Origin of the sequence: Bacillus sp. FSL R9-9497, assembly GCF_038005805.1 — a bacterium.
Taxonomy (GTDB): domain Bacteria; phylum Bacillota; class Bacilli; order Bacillales; family Bacillaceae_G; genus Bacillus_A; species Bacillus_A cereus.
This window is the reverse complement of sequence record NZ_JBBOTY010000001.1, coordinates 2354565-2375931: the sequence shown is the minus strand read 5'-3', so window position 1 is coordinate 2375931 and position 21367 is coordinate 2354565. Positions and strand designations below refer to the sequence as shown.

Here is a 21367-nt window from a genome sequence, read left to right as displayed (position 1 = left end):
TGCATCTTTTGCATTCTCTACTTTTCAGTTAATGAAAGGGATGTTTCTTTTATCCCTTCAAATTCATTTAATAGGTACTTAGCTATCTTTTCAACTGCGGGGAAGTCTACTATTTCCTCATGTGATCCAGGGACAGAATACTTATTTACTCTTCCATTTAATAAAGGTCCCCAATCTGTAAACAACTCTTTTCCTTCCTCAGCACTAAAGTAGATAACTTCTCCAAAGTATGGTATTAAATCATGCTCTGCCATTAAGTTCAGGCATTTCCTATGAGCATTGATAACTTGCTTCAAATTCATAAGATCTGCATCAGGCGGGAGTACTCCCTCCATAATTAGTCGCTCTACAAGCATATCTTGTTCATGGAAGAGGCCTTCCCCCTGCTCAGTAAGATCTCTAGGAATGAAATGTTCAGATATATATGAGAGCATATCCTCACTCGTTTTATAGTCCTGCTTTGAAGGTACTTTAGTATCCATTAGTATCAACAACTCAACTTCCTCACCTTGATTCTTTAGTACAGTTGCGATTTCATAAGCAATTGCACCGCCTAAAGACCATCCTCCAAGACGATATGGGCCTTCTGGCTGAACACGTTTGATTTCTTCAATGTAAAGTTGAATTAGTTCCGGCAAGGTCAATTCATCAATTTCTCCCTTTTCTATAAGAGGATTCTGTAAACCATAAAATGAACAATGGTTCTTAAGTAATCTTGCTAGTTGAATGTAACAAAATACATTCCCCATAAACGGATGAACACAGAAGAAAGGGCTTTTTTCTGATTCTTGTAGTGGAACTAGCGCTGCTACTGATTTCGTCATATCATGCTTATCACGAATAAGGCATGCGATTCCTTCCAATGTTGGATTCTTAATCAATGTAGACACCTTAATCTCTTTTCCAAACTTCTCCTTAATTTTTGAAACTAATTTAATTACAAGGAGAGAGTGTCCTCCTCTATTAAAGAAATCATCATTTACATAGACATCTTCTATCTGTAACACATCCTGCCAGATTTTAATCAACTGATATTCAATTTCATCCCTTGGAATGATTGGTGTAGAGAAGTTATTTTCTCTATGAATAGTTAAATTGTTCAATGCCTTTCGATCAACTTTGCCATTCGTTGTAAGAGGAATCTCGTCTACCTTAATAAAGTGTGCGGGAACCATATAATTTGGTACTTGTGTCTTGAGATACTCACGCCACTCATGCATACTACCATCTCCAACTACATAAGCAACCAATCTCTGCTCTCCTAATTTATCCTCTGTTGCCAAAACTACTGCTTCTTTTACCAATGGATGCCTCTCTATACTCGCTTCAATCTCTTCAAGTTCAATACGAAAGCCCCTAATTTTCACTTGATTATCAATTCTTCTCAAGTAATCTAAATTACCATCAGGTAAATAACGAACCAAATCTCCCGTACGATATAAACGCTCTTCTTCATTAAATGGATGACAGATGAATCGCTCTGCTGTTAATTCTGGGCGATTCAAGTATTCTCTCGCTATACCTGCACCCCCAATATATAGCTCACCTGTTACACCAACTGGAACAGGTAACAAATTTTTATCCAATACATAAGTTTGAACGTTCGGCAACGGACGTCCAATTGTTACTCTCTTACTATCTTTTTTGATATGATAGCATGTTGCATCAACCGTACATTCTGTAGGACCGTATACGTTATAAAAATCAATTTTTTCGGTCTCTACTAGCTGTTCCCATAATGACGGCATGATTGCTTCACCACCGACCAATATCTTGCTTGGTACATGAACATCAGCACTTATTTCTAGCAATCCTCCATCTATTAGTAATTGAAGTAATGAAGGTGTCATATCAAACATTTCCAATTTATTCTCCCTAATATAGGACACAAATTGTTCTGGATTAGTGCGAACTTCACTTGGAATAATATATAAACTTGAACCATAAAGCAGCATTTGTAATTGCTGAATAGATACATCAAAGGCAATTGATGCATTCAAACCGACGCGCATATTACTAGGTATCTCATGTGAGAAAACTTCTTTTTGTAAACCATAGGATAGGTTTATTACAGAATGGTGCTGTACTAAAGCTCCCTTTGGATTCCCTGTCGAACCAGAAGTGTAGATAACATACGCTAAGTTTTCCCCTGTTACCTCACATATTGGTGAAAGTTTGCTTTCTTGAGAAAGCATTGCTTGGTCCCTATCTAGGCAAACTGTCTTAATGTCTTTAGGAATCCAGCCTAGTAATACTTCATTTGTAACTAACACTTTAATTCCTGTGTCTTCTAAAATATATTGTAGGCGGCTTTCCGGATTCGATGGATCTAATGGAACATAGGCTGCTCCAGCCTTCCAAATTCCCATGAGACCAACCACCATCTCAACTGAACGCTCAAAGCAAAGGCCAACTAATGACTCTGTCCCAATTCCACATTTCTGTAAATGATGGGCTAATTGATTAGCTCTTTCATTCAGCTCTCGATATGTTAGTTGCTGTTTTTCATCTACCACTGCCAACGCGTCAGGCGTACGATTTACTTGCTCTTCGAATAGTTGATGAATTGCATTCTCACGTGGATAGGATATAGTATTATTATTCCATTCTTCCAATAGCTTTCTTTGTTCAGCTTCCGTAATATATACTAGCTCCGATAGATTTTGATCAATGTTTTTGAGCATTTGCATTAACACTTTGTGTAAATGACCCAGCATTCGTTCAATGGTTACTCTATTAAACTTACTACGGTCATACATTAACTTTAACGATAACTGGATTCCTGGAACTACAGCTAACCCTAATGGGTAGTGGGTTTGTTCTACCCCTTCCAATTCACCAATTTCCAGATTTTCTGAAGACTCCTCTTTCACTGGATAATTTTCAAACACATATAAACTATTGAACAGCGGTATTCCTCTAGGAACTTCACTCCACCCCTGAATCTCTGTCAAAGAAGCATACTCATATTGTCTTCTTTCTATCTCTTCCTCTTGTATCTTTTGCAACCAATCTATTAATTTTATATCATCCATCAATTGAATTCGCGTCGGTGACGTTGTAATGAAAGGACCTACGATGTTTTCAACATCAATAATCTCCGTAGAACGCCCTGAGCTTGTTACACCAAAAACAATGTCATTTTCTCCACTATATCGGCTCATGAGATATGCCCATGCACCTTGAATTACTGTACTCAAAGTAAGTTTATTGCGTTTCGCCCATCCTTGTAACGCTTGAGTCTGCTCTTCTGATAAATACGTAACCTTCTCTGTGTAACCTTTTTCTTCCTCTTTACTTTCTAAGCCCAGCAAAGTTGGCGCAGTAAAACCTTTTAGCTTCTCTCTCCAGAATTGTTCCGCCTGCTCCTTATCTTGCTCTCTTAACCATTGGATATATTTCTTATATGGTGAGGACTTAGGTAACTTCACAGCTTCTCCATTCATTCTCTTCTGATAGACTGTAAGTAATTCATTAAATACTAATGGTAAACTCCATCCATCCAGTAAAATATGGTGATGGGTCCAAACAATCCGATATTCTTCCTCACCTTCTTGAATGACTGTTACCCGCATCAATGGTGCTTCATCAAATTGGAAGGCTTGTTTTCGATCTAATGCCAAAAAGACTTTTCTTTTTTCCTCTATCTCTTCACTTGTCATTGTACGCCAGTCTTCTTTATTCACTTTAAATGGGATATTTTCATACACCACTTGTACAGGTTCTTCAATTTCGTCCCATACAAATCCTGTACGAAAAATTTCATGCCGCTGAATTACAGATTTCCACGCCTGCTCAAATGTAGGAATATTCATTTTTCCTCGAATCATAAAACTCAATTGCACTATATACGGTGCAACATGTTCATCCCCTTGGTCATGCAATGTGTGGAAAATCATACCTTCTTGCAAAGGTGATAGTGGATATAAATCAGTAATCTGATTGTTCTTTCCGCGATGCATTTTGTTTAGTACATTTGTCAAACCTTCTTGGCTAAGATTAGCCATTGCAAAATCCGAAATGGTCAGTGCAGATTCTCTATCTGAAAATTGAATCAATGTACTCAGTTGATATAGCATATTCTGTGCAATACTTTGAATCGTTGATTTGGCAAATTGTCCAACATTGTATACCCAAGTGAACTGAAGTTTTCCATCCGTTACAACCCCAATTACATCAATTACATGCGATCGCTTGGAACCGGCAGCATGATCTAAACGCTTAAATTCGTTCTCCGGAATAAACATTGCATCGCTAGAAAACATTTGGTCAAATTGTCCAAGATAGTTAAAACTAATAGACGGTGTATATTGGGAGCTTAATTGCTCACACATTGTTGCGTTCATGTAACGCAACACCCCATAATCAACACCCTTATTAGGAATTTTGCGAACTTGTTCTTTAACTGCTTTTAATGCTTCAATTGGCGTATTAGCACTAGTAATATTTAAATGAACTGGGTAAATACTTGTAAACCATCCCACAGTTCTCGATAAATCAACATCTTCAATAATCTCTTCTCGACCATGTCCCTCTAAATCTACGCTCAATATCGGCTGCCCCGTACATGCTGCCGTAGCTTGTACTAATGCTGCTAATAATACTTCATTGATTTGGACACGGTGAGTGCTTAAAGTCTCTTGCAATAACATACGGGTCTCATTCTCATTTAACACCACAGTAATTTCCTCAGTTACTGCGCTTACTGGATTACTTATAGTACCATCTACCGGCAATTTAACTACGTCTTGTTCAGCCTGCTCCTCCCAGTAATGTAGCACTTCTTTTGATAGGCCAGTTTCAGCGTAATGATGTAATTTCTCCGACCATTCTTTAAAAGATGTACTCTTCATAGGTAATTGAATTTTCTGCCCTTGGACTACTTGCGTATATGCTGTTTGCAAATCTTCCAATAAAATTCGCCAAGAAACACCATCCACGGCTAAATGATGAATTGTCCAAAATAATCGGCCAGCGTGCTCACCTTCATCAAAATACACCATTCTCATTAGCGGACCATCATGTAAATTCAAACTTTCTTGTGCAATATTAATCTCTTTTTGAATAACCTGATGCCAATCAGCTTCCGGCACTTCGTCTAATGAAATGACAGTAAGCATCAATTGTTCTTCTATTCCTTCATTCCACTGTTTCCAAACCCCATTAGGTAAACGTTCATATCTTAAACGCAGAGCATCATGATGAAGTAGAAGGTTACCTGCCGCCTTTTCCAGTGATCCTATGTCCAATTTCTCTTTCGTTCTAAAGAACATGGATTGATTCCAATGATGTGGGTTAGGATGATTTTGTGCAAAAAACCTTTGCTGAATAGGTGTAAGTATCGTCTCTCCAGTTATAATTCCCTGTTCAGCTTGTACACCTTGTTCTTCTTTGACTACTTGCGCCAACTCAGCAATCGTTTGGTGTTCAAATATTTGTTTTGGTGTCAATTGTAAACCAACTTGCTTCGCGCGCGAGACAATCTGAATGCTAAGAATTGAATCTCCACCAATTTCAAAGAAGTTATCATTCATACCAATACGTTTTGAACCTAGCACACGTTCCCAAATGATAGAAAGCTTATGTTCACGTTCATTTCTTGGGGCCACGTATCCTTCTTGTGTTCCTTGATAATCTGGTATAGACAGCGATTTCCGATCAATCTTTCCATTTATGGTTAGCGGTAATTCTTTCATTTCGACAAAGTAGGAAGGTATCATATGGATTGGCAGTTTTGTTTTAAGATACTCTCGCCATTCTTCTAAACTGCCTTCGCCCACTACATAAGCTACCAGCCTCTTATCTCCCGACTGATTTTCCCTAACCATTACAACTGCCTCTTTTACTAAGTAATGCTCCTGTAAGGTCGACTCAATCTCTCCAAGTTCAATTCGAAATCCTCTAATCTTCACTTGATTATCCATTCTTCCTAAGTATTCTATATTACCATCAGGAAGATATCTCACAAGATCACCCGTTCTATATAACCTCTCGTCTTCTTTGAATGGATGTGAAATAAATCGTTCGGATGTTAACTTTGGACGATTCAAGTACCCCCTTGCTAGACCTGCTCCTCCGATATAAAGTTCCCCCATCACACCAACTGGAACTGGCAACCTATTTCTATCTAATACATAAGTTTGAACGTTCGGCAACGGACGCCCAATTGTTACTCTCTTACTATCTTTTTTAATATGATAGCAGGTTGCATCAACCGTACATTCTGTAGGACCATATACATTATAAAACTCCATTTTATCAGTCTCTACTAGCTGTTCCCATAATGAAGGCATAATCGCTTCGCCACCAACCAGTACCTTACTTGGAACATGAACGCCATCGCACGTTTCTAACAATCCGACATCTAAAAGTAATTGAAGTAATGAAGGTGTTATATCAAAGATTTCTAACTTGTTCTCCCTAATATAAGCTACAAACTGCTCCGGATCACTTCGTACTTCATTCGGAATAATATACAAACTTGAACCATATAACAGCATTTGTAATTGCTGAATAGATGCATCAAAGGCAATTGACGCATTTAAACCGACATGCATGTTAGATGGTATCTCATGTTTGAAAACCTCTTTTTGTAAACCATGCGACAAGTTTAGTACAGAATGATGCTGTATCAAGACACCCTTTGGATTTCCCGTTGATCCTGAAGTATAGATAACATACGCTAAGTTTTCTCCTGTTACTTCGCATTTTGGTGAAAGAATGCTTTCTTGGGAAATCATTGCTTGATCCCGATCTAGACAAACTATCTTGATTTCTTTAGGTATCCAATCTTCCAATGACTCGTTCGTAACTAATACTTGAATTCCAGTGTCCTCCAAAATATATCGTAGGCGACTTTCTGGATATGATGGGTCTAATGGAACATAGGCTGCTCCAGCCTTCCAAATCCCCATAATACTAACAACCATCTCAATTGAACGCTCAAAGCAAAGTCCAACCAATGATTCATTCCCAATTCCGCATTGCTGAAGATAGTGGGCCAATTGATTAGCTTTTTCATTCAGCTCTCGATACGTTAACTGCTGTTTTTCATCTACCACTGCCACCGCATCAGGTGTACGATTTACTTGCTCTTCAAACAGTTGATGAATTGTACTTTCCTGTGGATATGCTACAGCACCATTATTCCACTCTTCCAACTGTTTTTGCTGTAATCCTGATAATATAGGCAACTTAGCTAATGATTTATCAGGATTCTCTACGATTACATTCAACCAGTTCCCAAAATGTTCAGCCATGGATTCAATAGTTAAGCTGTCAAATAAATCAGTTCTATAAACAAAAGTAAGTAATAAACCCTCTTCCACTTCTGCAGCAGTTAAACTTAAATCAAACTTAGCGATCGGAGCATTACTTTCCATTACTTCTATATTTCTTCCATGTAGTTCTGGTAGCTTCTGTCCCGTATTTTGCAAAGTAAACATGGTTTGGAAAATCGGAGAATGGCTTGTATTTCGTTCAGGTTGGATAACCTCTACAATTTTCTCAAACGGAACATCTTGATACTCATACGCCTTCAATGCTTTTATCCGTACTTGAGATAACAACTCTTGAAATGCCGGTGCATTACTTAAATCAGCTCGATAAACCAAGGTGTTGACAAAGAAACCAATCAGCCCCTCAATTTCTCGATAATTTCGATTTGCAATTGGGCTGCCAACAATAATATCCGTTTGTCCCGTATAACGAGCAAGGAAACTTTGATACGATGCCAATAAGGTCATGAAAAGTGTGGCCCCTTCTTGACGACTTAGTTCGTTTAATTTATCCAGTAATGAGCGTGACAACAAAACATTATGAGTTAATCCATGGTGGGTTTGCACTGGCGGACGCGGACGATCTATTGGCAACATTAAGACTGGTAACTCACCAGATAATTCTTCCTTCCAATATGCAAGTTGTTGATATAGTACTTCATCTTTCAACCAGTCTCTTTGCCACTGAGCAAAATCGGCATATTGAACTGGTAGTGGTTCCAGCTCTGCTTGTTTTTCACCAATCGCATTCTCATAAAATGCCATCCATTCTTGAAGCAAGATTTCCATCGACCACCCATCCGAGATAATATGATGCATATTACACAGAAGAACCCATTCTTCTTCTGAAATTCTTATGAGTTTCCCACGGAATAATGGCCCTTGTTCTAAATCAAATGGAGATTCTACTTCAGTTTGAATCCATTGCTCCAACTTTCTTTCTCGCTCCTCTAATGAAAGCTTAGTTAAGTCCATTTGCAGAAGCGGACGGAAAACGTACGGTTGAATCTGCTGCACAGGATGGCCATCCTCTTCATAAAATACAGTCCGCAAAGATTCATGACGCTCTATCAACTGATTCCATCCCAACTCCAAGGCCTCAGGTAACCAATTCCCTGTAAGCCGGCATACCATTGGCATATTATAAAGTGCACTATTAGGTGCAAATTGATCAATAAACCATAAGCGCTGTTGGGCATAAGACAGTGGAATATTTTCCCCTCGTTCCATCGGCATCAATGGTGGAATTTCTCGTTTTTCGCTCCCCTTACGTAACTGATCTATTCGTTTCGATAATGCCTCGACCGTTGAATATTCGAACAGTTCACGTACTGGCAATTTGATTTGAAAGACTTCCTGTAAGCGTGAGACCACTTGTGTAGCAAGTAGAGAGTGACCACCGAGATCAAAGAAAGAATCCTGAACATCAATGTCTCTTATTCCTAGCACTTGACTCCACACTGAAGCAATAAGTTCTTCCAGCGGAGTTCTTGGGTATACAGTATTTTCAGTGGATTGTTCACTAAGTATAGGCAATGCCTTCAAATCAAGTTTTCCATTCGGTGTAAGTGGTAAAAATTCCATCTCAATAAAGTTTGTTGGAACCATGTAATTAGGTAAATGTGTTTGTAGATGTTCTCGCCATTCATGGACACTTCCTTCACCAACTACATAAGCTACTAATCTCTTATCACCTTGATTATCCTCTCGCACCAATACAACAGCTTCTTTGACAGAAGAATGCGCCTGCAAAACAGCTTCTATTTCTCCCAATTCAATCCGGAAACCACGAATTTTCACTTGGTCATCTATACGTCCATGGAACTGGAGATTACCATCAGAAAGATAACTTGCTTTGTCTCCTGTATAATAGAGACGTTCTCCTGACTTGAAAGGATGTGGAATAAATTTTTCCTTTGTAAGATCCGGACGATTAGCATATCCACGTGTAAGACTCTTCCCTCCAATATAGAGATCTCCAATTACACCAATTGGTACTAGCTGAAGATGAGAATCTAACACATAAACTTCTGTATTCGCAATCGGTCGACCAATCGATGGCGTACCTGTTGTCACTCCTACAGGTACATAACAATCTGTGGTAACAACGGTATTTTCCGATGGACCATACTGATTAATTACCGCAAAAGGAATATCGTTAGATGGATACTGCGTTAATTGATCCCCACCAGTAATGATAAAACGAAGATCCGTTTTATCTGGCCAAGATAATTTCAAGAGTCTTTCCAGAATAGGCGTAGGTGCAAAGCTAGCTGTTATTCGTGAATCAATGAGCCAGTCCCTTAGTGCTTCTGGATTAATTCTCAGTTCCTCTGTTGACAAGTAGAGTGCTGCGCCAGCAGTTAGATACGGCCAGATCTCCTGGACAGCCGAATCAAAAGCAACCCCTGCAATCTGAGTCGCACGATCCTCTGCTGAAATATGATAAACTTCCTGATGCCAAGAAACCATATTCATTAATGAGCGATATTCAACCATGACACCCTTCGGTTTTCCTGTAGAACCAGAGGTATAAACAATATAGGCTAAGTTCTCTGGATTTATTTGACGTGTAGGTGCGATTACGCTTTCCACCGTTAATTCTTCTAACCTCACCATTTCGACGTGTGCGAAATGTCCTTCTTGTCCTTCCGCCGTCACTACAAATTGAATTCCTGCATCTTCAATCATGTATTCTAACCTTGATTTTGGATACAACGGATCTAAAACGACATAAGCTCCACCAGCTTTTAAAATGCCTAGTAAACTTACCATCAGCTCAGCTGACCTCGGAAGATAAACCCCTACCACTGACTCTGGGGCTACTCCCTTTCGCTGTAAAACATTTGCCAACTGATTTGCTTGTGTATCCAATTCACCATAAGTCCACTGTTTTGTTTGATCAACTATCGCAATCGTATCAGGACGCCTTGCTACTTGCTCCTCAACTTTGTCGCAAATAAGACCCTGATGAGACATTTCCATTACAGTGTCATTCCATGTTTCTAATAACAAAGTACGCTCGGTTTCTGATAGCATGCTCAGGTCATGCAACGGATTTTGTGGGCGATGAGAAACTTCATGTAGCCATTTCTCAAAGTGTCCTGCCATCCGTTCAATAGTAGTAGCATTGAATAAATCCTTATTGTACTCAAAAGTAAAAAGTAATCCCTCTTCCGTCTCAACTGCCATTACACTTAAATCAAACTTTGCAATTGGACTATGGCTTTCTATCATTTCAATACTTCTACTCGATAACACCGGTAACTCTTGTTTCATATTTTGCAAGATGAACATAGTCTGGAAGATTGGCGAATGACTTGTACTTCGCTCCGGTTGCACAACTTCTACAATTTTTTCAAATGGAATATCTTGATATTCATACGCCTTCAATGCCTTTTGACGAACCTGATACAGTACATCTTGAAATGTCGGTCTACCACTCAAATTAGCTCGATAAACCAGCGTGTTAACGAAGAAACCAATTAGTCCTTCAATTTCTCTATAATTCCGATTCGCAATTGGGCTTCCGACCAGAATATCTTCTTGTCCCGTATAACGAGATAGAAAACTTTGATATGCAGCTAAAAGCGTCATGAAGAGCGTAGCCCCTTCTTTTCGACTAAGTTCATTCAATTTATCATGTAGCGTGCTTGGCAGAACCAGAGTGTATGTCGACCCGTGATGAGTTTGTATTGCGGGACGCGGGCGATCCACAGGAAGTTGGAGTACAGGAAGCTCCCCAGACAATTCTTCCCTCCAATATTGGAGTTGTTGATCAAGCACCTCCTCCTTTAGCCATCCTTTTTGCCACTGAGCAAAGTCGGCATATTGAACCGGTAATGGTTCAAGTTCCGCTACCTTTCCATTCGTTGCTTTCTCATAAAATGCCATCCATTCTTCAAGTAGGATTCCCATTGACCATCCATCTGAAATGATATGATGTAGAGTACAAAGGAGTATCCATTCTTCCTCTCCCACGTGCAAAATACTTGTCCTGATTAATGGACCCTCTGTTAAATCAAATGGCACTTCTGTTTCTTGTTGAATTAAACGTTTAACTTCTTCTTCTTGATCTTCAGAAGAAAGCATAGTTAAATCCGTTTTCGGAATTGATTGAAAAGCATACGGTTCAATTTGCTGTACGGGTTGACCATTCACTTCTTGAAAGACCGTCCGCAGTGATTCATGACGTTCTATTAGTTGATTCCATCCCGTTTCCAATGCTTCAAGTAGCCAATTCCCTGTAAGACGGCATACCATTGGCATATTGTAAAGGGCACTATTAGGTGTAAATTGATCAATAAACCATAAACGTTGTTGGGCATAAGATAGTGGAATAGCTTCTCCTCGTTTCATTGGTATTAGTGGCGGAATCTCTCGTTTTTTATCTCCTTTACGTAACTGTTCTAATCGCTTTGCCAGTGACTCCACCGTTGTATATTCAAATAGTTCACGTACCGGTAATTCGATTTGAAAAATTCCCTGTAAACGTGACACTACTTGAGTAGCTAGTAGTGAATGACCACCGATTTCAAAAAAGGAATCCTGAACACTAATATTTTTTATTCCTAACACTTGGCTCCAAACGGAAACGATGAGCTCCTCCACTGGTGTTCGTGATGAAGTAATATCTTCACTTATGAACTGTTCTTCTAATTCCAATAATGCTTTCCGATTCACTTTACCATTTGGAGTGAGTGGCATACCTTCAATTTGGAAAAAGTATGCCGGAACCATATAATGTGGTAATTGCTTCTTAAGGTATTCACGCCACTCTCCAGTATCCCCTTCCCCCACTACATAAGCTACTAACTGCTTATCTCCTGGTCGATCTTCCTTCACCAACACGACTGCCTCTTTTACAGATGAGTGATCATGTAAAGCTGCTTCAATTTCTCCCAATTCAATTCGGAATCCTCTAATTTTAACTTGGTTATCTATTCTTCCAATATATTCTAAGTTACGATCATTCATATATCTCACCAAGTCACCCGTTCGATATAATCGTTCCCCGTCCTTAAAAGGATGCGGAATAAAACGTTCAGTAGTTAAATCCGATCGATTGAAGTAACCACGTGCCAATCCTACTCCTCCAAGGTAAAGTTCCCCTGCCACACCAATCGGGACCACTTGTTGATATTGATCTAACACATACAACTCTGTATTATCAATCGGACGACCAATCGGAATAATCATTGCTTCTTTTTCTAAATCACAATCGTAATAAGTCACATCCACAGTCGCTTCAGTAGGACCATACAAGTTAATTAACTTTGTTTGCTGAACATTGTAAAAGATCCCCTTAAACCGGCGAACCTGCTCAGTGTTTAACGCTTCTCCACTAGTAAAAACTTGAATTAAAGACGATACATCCCTTTTCGAATTATATAGTTCCATATAATCTAAGAAAGTAGATAACATCGACGGAACAAAGTGCATGGTGGACACGCGATATCGTTCAATATACTCCTCAATCACCGCAGGATCTTTCTCTCCTCCTGGTGGAAGTAAACAAACACGTGCTCCTACAAATGACCACCAAAATAATTCCCAGACAGAAACATCGAACGAAAACGGTGTCTTTTGTAGGATTGTATCCTCCTCGGACAATGGGTATTTTTTCTGCATCCACTGTAGGCGGTTGATAACGGAATGATGTTCAATCATTACCCCCTTTGGATTTCCCGTCGAACCCGAAGTGTATATAATATAGGCTAAGTTATTTGCTGTTACTCCACTTACCGGAGCTAAATTACTCTCTTTAGAAATCATCACTTGATCCCGGTCTAAACAAATTGCTTGAATATCTTTAGGTAACCAGTCCTGTAGTGCCCCTTTTGTTAACAGCACTTGAATTTGTGAATTCTCCAAAATATATCTCAGGCGGTTTTCAGGATAACTTGGGTCCAGTGGGACATAAGCCCCACCTGCCTTCAAAATCCCAAAGAGACCGATAATCATATCAGGAGAACGTTCAATACATATACCAACCAATGATTCAGGTCCGATACCTCGTTTTTGTAGAAAATGTGCCAATTGATTCGATTTTTCATTTAGTTCTTGATACGTTAGCTTTCCACCCTCATAAACTACCGCCACTGCATCAGGTGTCCGTGCAACTTGCTGCTCAAATAGCTCATGAATCATACAATCATGACCATAAACTACGTCCGTATCATTCCATTCTTCTAGGAGTTGTTTTTGCTCAGTATCCGATAACATTGACAGCTTTGTATATGATTCATCTGGATGATACGTGATTTCATTTAGCCAGTTCTCAAAATGTCCTGCCATACGTGCAATGGTACTACTATCAAATAAATCCGTGTTGTATTCAAATGAGACGAATAGACCTTCTTCCACTTCATAGGCAGTTAAGCTCAAATCAAATTTAGCAATAGACATATTACTTTCTACCATTTCAATACTTCTATCAGGCAAATCTAGTCGTTCTTGTTTTATATTCTGTAGCGTAAACATGGTCTGAAATATAGGGGAATGACTCATGCTTCGTTCAGGTTGCACAGCTTCTACCACTTTTTCAAATGGTATATCTTGATATTCGTAAGCTTTTAACGCCTTTTTCTTTGTTTGGTTCAAAATCTCCCGAAAAGTAGGGGTGCCACTCAAATCTGATCGATAAACCAACGTATTAACAAAGAAACCAATTAATCCTTCTACTCCCTTATGGTTCCGATTTGCAATCGGGCTACCAACTAGAATATCTTTTTGTCCCGTATAACGAGCAAGAAAGCTCTGGTATGCGGCCATTAAAGTCATAAATAAAGTAGATCCTTCTTGTCGACTTATATCCTTCAATTGACTGAGCAATTTATAAGGAAAAATCACATGATGCGCAGCCCCAGAGTAAGTCTGCTTAACCGGTCGAGGTCGATCCACTGGCAGTTGTAAGATAGGAAGCTCACCAGACAATTCTTTCTGCCAATACGTAAGCTGACGATTTAGCACATCACCTTGCAACCACTCCTTTTGCCACTTCGCAAAGTCTGCATATTGAATAGATAATGAACTTAATTTAGCAGGATTTCCGCCCGTTTCTTCTTCATAGAAAGCAAGGAATTCATTCATGAATATACCAATGGACCAAGCATCAGAAATAATATGATGCATCGTACACAGTAATAACCATTCATCCTTCTCTAATTGAACAAGCTGATTACGAATTAAAGGACCATTCATTAAATCAAATGGTTCTTGCGCTTCTCTCGCAATTAAACTATCTACCTCTTTTTCTTTTACTTCTAGAGGAAGTTGAGAGTAATCCCTTACAGGTAATGCTCTAGGAAGGAATTCGACAATTTGTTGCACAGGCTGTTCTCCTATTTCTTTAAAAACAGTTCGTAATGATTCATGACGTTCAATGAGTCGATTGAATCCCTTCTCTAATGCTTCAGGTATCCAATTTCCTTTTAGATGCCATACTGTTGGAATATTATATAAAGAACTGTTTGGGTTAAATCTGTCCATAAACCACAAACGTTGTTGTGCATAAGACAACGGGAGTGCTTCTTTATTCTCCTTTTTTTGCATTTGCTTCTGAAGCCATGCTCTCTTCTCAGGAGAAAGTGAACTCAGCTTTGCAAGTAAATCACTTCTCATTTTTTTACCCCTTCCTCAATCAAATTACTCTCAAATATCCCTTGTGCTTCTTCCTCTGATAACTCTTCTAATTGCTTAAGCAGTTCCAGTAATTCTTCATCATTACTCACTTCTGCTTCTTTTTGAATATAATCTTGAAGGCTTACATTCTCCTTACTATCATTCTGCATTTCTTGATTTTTGTTATCGAGCAATTGATCAATCTGTTCTGCCAATTGCTGCACCGTATGAAACATAAATAAATCATGCAATGGTATCTCGATTCCAAAAGCCTCTTTAAGATTAGAAACGGCTTGCGTAGCAAGTAATGAATGTCCACCAATTTCAAAAAACGAATCTTGAATTCCGATGTTTTCCATGCCTAAAACTTCATGCCATATCGAAACAATTGTTTTTTCCGTAGACGTACGAGGAGCAATATAACAACTCGCTATCTCCTGCTTCTCTGGTGCTGGTAAAGCCTTCCTATCAATTTTTCCATTAGGAGTGAGTGGAAATGCATTTAATCCAACAAAATAGGATGGAATCATATAATTTGGTAGTTGGTCCTTGAGATAATCACGCCACTTTTGAGCATCCCCGTCTCCTACAACATAGGCAATCAAACGTGGATCGCCAGGATAATCTTCCCGCACCATCACAATAGCTTCGTTAACTAATGTATGCTTTTGTAATACCGCTTCGATTTCTCCTAGTTCAATCCGGAACCCACGAATTTTCACCTGATGATCAATTCGTCCAACATACTCCAAATTTCCATCCGGCAAATACCTTACTAGATCTCCAGTCCGGTATACTCGCTCGTCTTCTTTAAACGGATGCGGTATAAATCGATTTTTCGTTAAGTCAGGGCGTTTTAAATATCCACGTGCTAACCCTGATCCACCAATGTACAACTCACCAACTACACCAATTGGAACCATTTTTTGTTCAGCACTCAATACATATACTTCTGTATTGAAGATTGGTTTACCAATTGGTGGTACCCTATGCATGACACCCTTTTCTAATTCCATATACGTGGAATACGTAGTATCTTCAGACGGTCCATATAAGTTGAACACCTTCTCAATCGTACTTCTCTCGTATAAATCTTGAACAAGCGGATATGGTAACGGTTCTCCAGCCAAATTCATTACCTTTACTGAAGAAGGAATTGTTTTTGCTCGAACCAGTTCCTTTGCTGCCGATGGCACAGTATTAACCAAAGTCACACCTTTGGTAGACAACTTGTCTAGATGTAGAGCATTTTCAGCGACAATCACCTTACCACCCATCGTTAAGGGAACAAATACTTCAAAAACGGATAAATCAAAAGATAGTGAAGTTGAAGCTAATACTCCCGCTAATTCCTTTCGAGAATACGTATGATGCGCCCAATGAATCATTGTTACTGTATTCCTGTGCTCAATCATTACTCCCTTTGGATTTCCAGTGGAACCTGAAGTATAGATAATATAGGCTAAGTTATCGCCCGTCACTTCACTCGTGCATACCGTAGTAACTTCTTGTTCTATTTCTGCTCGATTACGATCAATACAAATGACGTTGACGAATGTAGGTATAACCATTTTTTGTTGTAACTTTTCCTGTGTCACCAGTACCTTTATTTGAGCATCTTCTAAAATGTACTGCAGTCGACTTTCCGGATACGCTGGATCAATTGGGACATATGCTCCTCCCGCCTTCATAATTCCTAAGAGACCGACAATCATCTCGGATGAACGTGTAACGCAAATCCCAACCAATGTTTCGCATGTTACACCATTTTTTTGTAAATAATGTGCCAACTGATTCGAGCGTTCGTCCAACTCTCGATATGTTAGTTCTTCATCTTCGCACACTACTGCAATTGCTTCTGGTGTTTTTTCCACTTGTTCTTCAAACATTGTATGAATCGTGCTATCTTCTATATCTATAACGGCTGATTCATTCCATTCCACTAGTAGTTGCTTATATTCCACTTTCGATAACATATTCAATTTTGATAATAAACATTTTGGATAAGAGGCAATTTGATTTAGCCAATGTTCAAAATGATTTACCATACGTTCAATGGTTGTATCATTAAACAAATCAGTATTATATTCAAAGGTTAGTGATAATCCTTCTTCCGTCTCAGAAGCAAATAAACTCAAATCAAATTTGGCAACAGAAACATGGCTTTCCATGAGTTCCATTTGTCTTTCAGATAGCTGAAGAAACTCTTGTTTCGTATTCTGTAAAGTAAACATAGTTTGGAATATTGGTGAATGACTTGTATTCCGTTCAGGTTTTACGGATTCTACCACTTTCTCAAATGGGATGTCCTGATACTCGTATGCTTTTAGTGCTTTTTTTCTTATCTGCGATAAAAGTTCTTGGAACGTCGGATTTTCACTGAAATCAGCTCGATAAACTAACGTGTTTGCAAAAAATCCTATTAATCCCTCAATCTCTTTCACATTTCGATTAGCGATTGGGCTTCCAACTATAATGTCGTCCTGTCCTGTATAACGAGAAAGGAAGCTTTGATACGCTGCCATCAATGTCATAAATAAAGTGCATCCTTCTTGCAAACTTAAATCTTTGAGCTTTTCCTGTAAGGAATTCGCCACTATTAAGGACTGACTTGCACCACGATGGGTTTGAACTGCAGGTCGAGGACGATCCATCGGTAGTTGTAAAACCGGTAGTTCCCCAGACAATTCTTCATTCCAATATTGAAGGTGCTGATTCAAATTCTCTTCTTTTTGCCATTCCTTCTGCCACATAACAAAATCTGCATATTGGATAGATAACTCCTTCAATTCTGCCGGTTTGCCGCTTAATGCGCCTTCATAAAAAGCCATCCATTCTTCAAGTAAGATTCCCATTGACCATCCATCTGAAATAATATGATGCATCGTACAAATGAGAATCCATTCTTCCTTGTCCACTTTCAATATTCGTGTTCGAATTAGAGGACCTTGTCCAAAATGAAATGGTTCCTCCGCCTCGTTTTGAATGAGCCGTTTCATTTCTCTTTCCCTATCTTCCAAAGAAAGATCTGTTAGATTCGTTTGAGGAATATGTCTGAATACATGAGATTGAACTTGTTGAAAAGGTTCACCCTCTTGTTCTAGAATTATCGTCCTTAATGATTCATGACGCTCCAACAATTGATTCCATCCGGCCTCCAATGCTTCAATTGACCATTCACCTGTTAAGCGACACGCTGCATGGATATTGTACATAGCACTATTTGGCATTAATTGATCAATAAACCATAGACGTTTCTGCGCATAGGAAAGTGGGATAATTTCTTCTCGTGTCATAGGTACAAGGGGAGCAACCTCTCGTTTTTTATCTTCTTTTCGTAACTGATCCACCCGTTTCGCCAATGCTTCCACTGTATCGTGCTTGAAAAGTTCACGTAATGGAATTTTAATTTGGAACAGTTCTTGCAATCGAGAGACAATTTGAGTAGCAAGTAGTGAGTGCCCACCACGTTCAAAGAAGGAATCCTGAATGCCAATATTTTCTGTTCCTAACACTTGACTCCAAACCGAGGCGATAAGCTCTTCCGATGGCGTCCGAGGTAGCACATTTAAATCTTCAATAGCTTGCTCATCAGGTGCTGGCAAGGCCTTTCGGTCAATTTTCCCATTTGGAGTAAGCGGGAAGTGTTCTAACTCTATAAAGTGCGCTGGAATCATATGATTCGGTAATTGTTTTTGTAAATACTCTCTCCACTCCTCGGTATTTCCATCGCTTATTACATATGCAACCAATCGTTGATCACCTGGACGATCTTCTCTAACTAATACGACAGCCTCTTTAATAAACGAACATTTTTCTAAAGTCGCTTCAATTTCTCCTAATTCAATCCTAAAACCACGCATTTTGACTTGGTGGTCCATTCTACCTATAAATTCTAAATTCCCATCAGTTAAATATCTTACTGAATCTCCTGTTCGATATAGTCGTTCCCCAAATCGATATGGATGCGAAACGAATTTTTCAGCAGTAAGATTCGGACGATTTAAGTATCCACGTGCTAAACCAGCACCACCAATATATAACTCACCCTCAATTCCTATTGATTGCAAGCGTTGATTTTGGTCTAATACATATAATTGCGTGTTCTGTATTGGCTGCCCAATAGAAACAAATTCTTGATTAGGCTGAATATCAAATGCATTCACATAAATAGTGGCTTCAGTTGGCCCATAAAAGTTGGTTAATTTCACTTGTCCACTATAATTCCATTTCTGTTGAAATCGTCTAACCAACCCTGAACTTAGTTCTTCTCCACCAGAAAATACATGGCGTACGGACGAGCAATTCATGTTCAATTCAATATGATTGAAGTGGTCTAAGAAAACAGATAACATCGAAGGTACAAATTGAACTATAGTAACCTGATGTTGTTTAATCACTTCAGCTATAATAGAAGGATCTTTTTCTCCACCTGGAGGTAGGAAAGATACACTTGCACCAACGTGAATGCCCCAAAACAATTCCCAAACAGAGACATCAAATGAGAATGGCGTTTTCTGCAAGACCACATCCTTTTCAGAAAGCGGATATTTATGTTGCATCCATTCTAGATAATTAATTACTGAATGATGCTCAATCATTACTCCCTTTGGATTCCCTGTAGATCCTGAAGTATACATAACATACGCTAAATTTTCTCCTGTTACACCACTTATACATGGGGTTGATTCTTCTTTTTCAATTGCAGTGTAATCTTTATTCATACAAATTTTTTCTATATTTTCAGATACAAACAAATTTTTAGAATTCTCTTCCGTCACTAGTACTTCGATTCCAGCATCCTCTAATATATATCGAAGTCGACTCTCTGGATAAGTAGGGTCAAGTGGAACATACGCTGCTCCTGATTTTAGAATACCTAATAACGCTATCATCATTTGTAATGAACGTTCCATATATACCCCAACTAGAGACTCTGGGCCTACACCATGCTTTTGTAAATAATGAGCTAGCTGATTTGCACGCTTCTCCAACTCTTTATAGGTAATTTGTTCATTTTCGTAACTAGCCGCGATTGCTTCCGGTGTTTTTTTAACTTGCTCCTCAAACATCGTATGAATCATGCCTTCAGCCGAATAATTAAATTGAGTATGATTCCATTCCTCTAGTAACTGTATTTGTTCTTCTTCTGTTAAATGAGTAATTTCAAATAGTTTTGAATCTAGGCTCTTCGTCATCTGAATTAATATTTGCAATAAGTGATTCTGAATCCGATTTATTGCTTCTTCATTAAAATAGCTTCGATCATACATCAACTTTAAAGTAATTTTCTTACCGGGCATTACAATGAGTGTTAAAGGATAATTTGTTTGTTCCGTGCTTGTAACATCTAGTAATCTTAAATCATCATTTCTCTCACCTTGAATTGGATAATTTTCAAACACATACAAGGTATGAAATAAGGAGCAATTTCGCGGAACCTCACTCCAGCCTTGAATATCTATCAACGAATTATACTCATACTGTCTTCGTTCCATTTCTTTCATTTGTATTTTACGAAGCCAATCTACTACTGATGTATTATCCGTTAATCGAATTCTGGTAGGTAATGTGTTAATAAATAGCCCCACCATATTCTCTGCTCCTATTAAATCAGTAGGACGTCCAGCGCTAGTTACGCCAAATACGACGTCACTGTCACCGCTATACCTACTCATCAAATAAGCCCATGCACCTTGTACTAACGTATTCAACGTTAATCGACTATTTCGTACCCACTCTTGTAAACTCTCAGTAAGTTCCTCAGATACTTGATAAGCACATTCTCCATAACCCTTCTCTTGTCCTTGATCCTTTCTTTCCATTGCTAATGGAGTAGGTGCATAGAACCCTTTTAATTCTTCTTTCCAAAATTCCTCTGCTTGACTTTGATCTTGTTTATTTATCCATTGAATATATTTTTTATAAGGAAGAGATTTAGGGAAATTCAACAATTCTCCCTTTATCATCTTGAGATAAACTTCCATCACTTCACTAAAGACCAATGACACACTCCATCCATCTAGCAAAATATGATGATGTGTCCAAATAATTCTCGTTTTCTCTTTTGCTTCTTTAATCGCAGTGACTCTCATCAATGGTGCTTCATCCAATAAAAATCCTTTTCTACGATCTACATTCAAAAACTGTTTTAATTTCTTCGCCCTTTCCTCATGTGGATGGGTGCTCCAATCCTCTTGATGAATAGTAAAAGGAAGACGTTGGTAAACCGCTTGTAGTGGCTTTTCTACTTCCTCCCATACAAATACTGAACGTAAAACCTCATGTCGATTAATAACATATTCCCAAGCCTTTTCAAAAGTATCAACATCCAATTGCCCCCCGAGCAAGAAACCTACTTGTACAATATAGGAAAAAGAATGTTCATCATCTTGATCGTATAAAGTATGAAACAGTATTCCTTTTTGCAAAGGTGATAAACCATATATATCAATAACGTCTCCCAT

General features: G+C 38.7%; 2 protein-coding genes. Both read right to left on the bottom strand.

Features of this window, described 5'->3' with window-relative positions; translation table 11 throughout:
* Window positions 1-17: 17 nt before the first annotated feature.
* The gene (locus MKY21_RS12215; protein WP_341076356.1) at window positions 18-14900 is read right to left on the bottom strand and encodes a non-ribosomal peptide synthetase; all 14883 of its coding nucleotides are present in this window, start codon (window positions 14898-14900) and stop codon (window positions 18-20) included.
* Complete coding sequence (locus MKY21_RS12210) at window positions 14897-21367, bottom strand: amino acid adenylation domain-containing protein (RefSeq protein ID WP_341076353.1); 6471 nt, start codon at window positions 21365-21367, stop codon at window positions 14897-14899. Before MKY21_RS12210 ends, MKY21_RS12215 begins: the two co-directional genes overlap by 4 nt.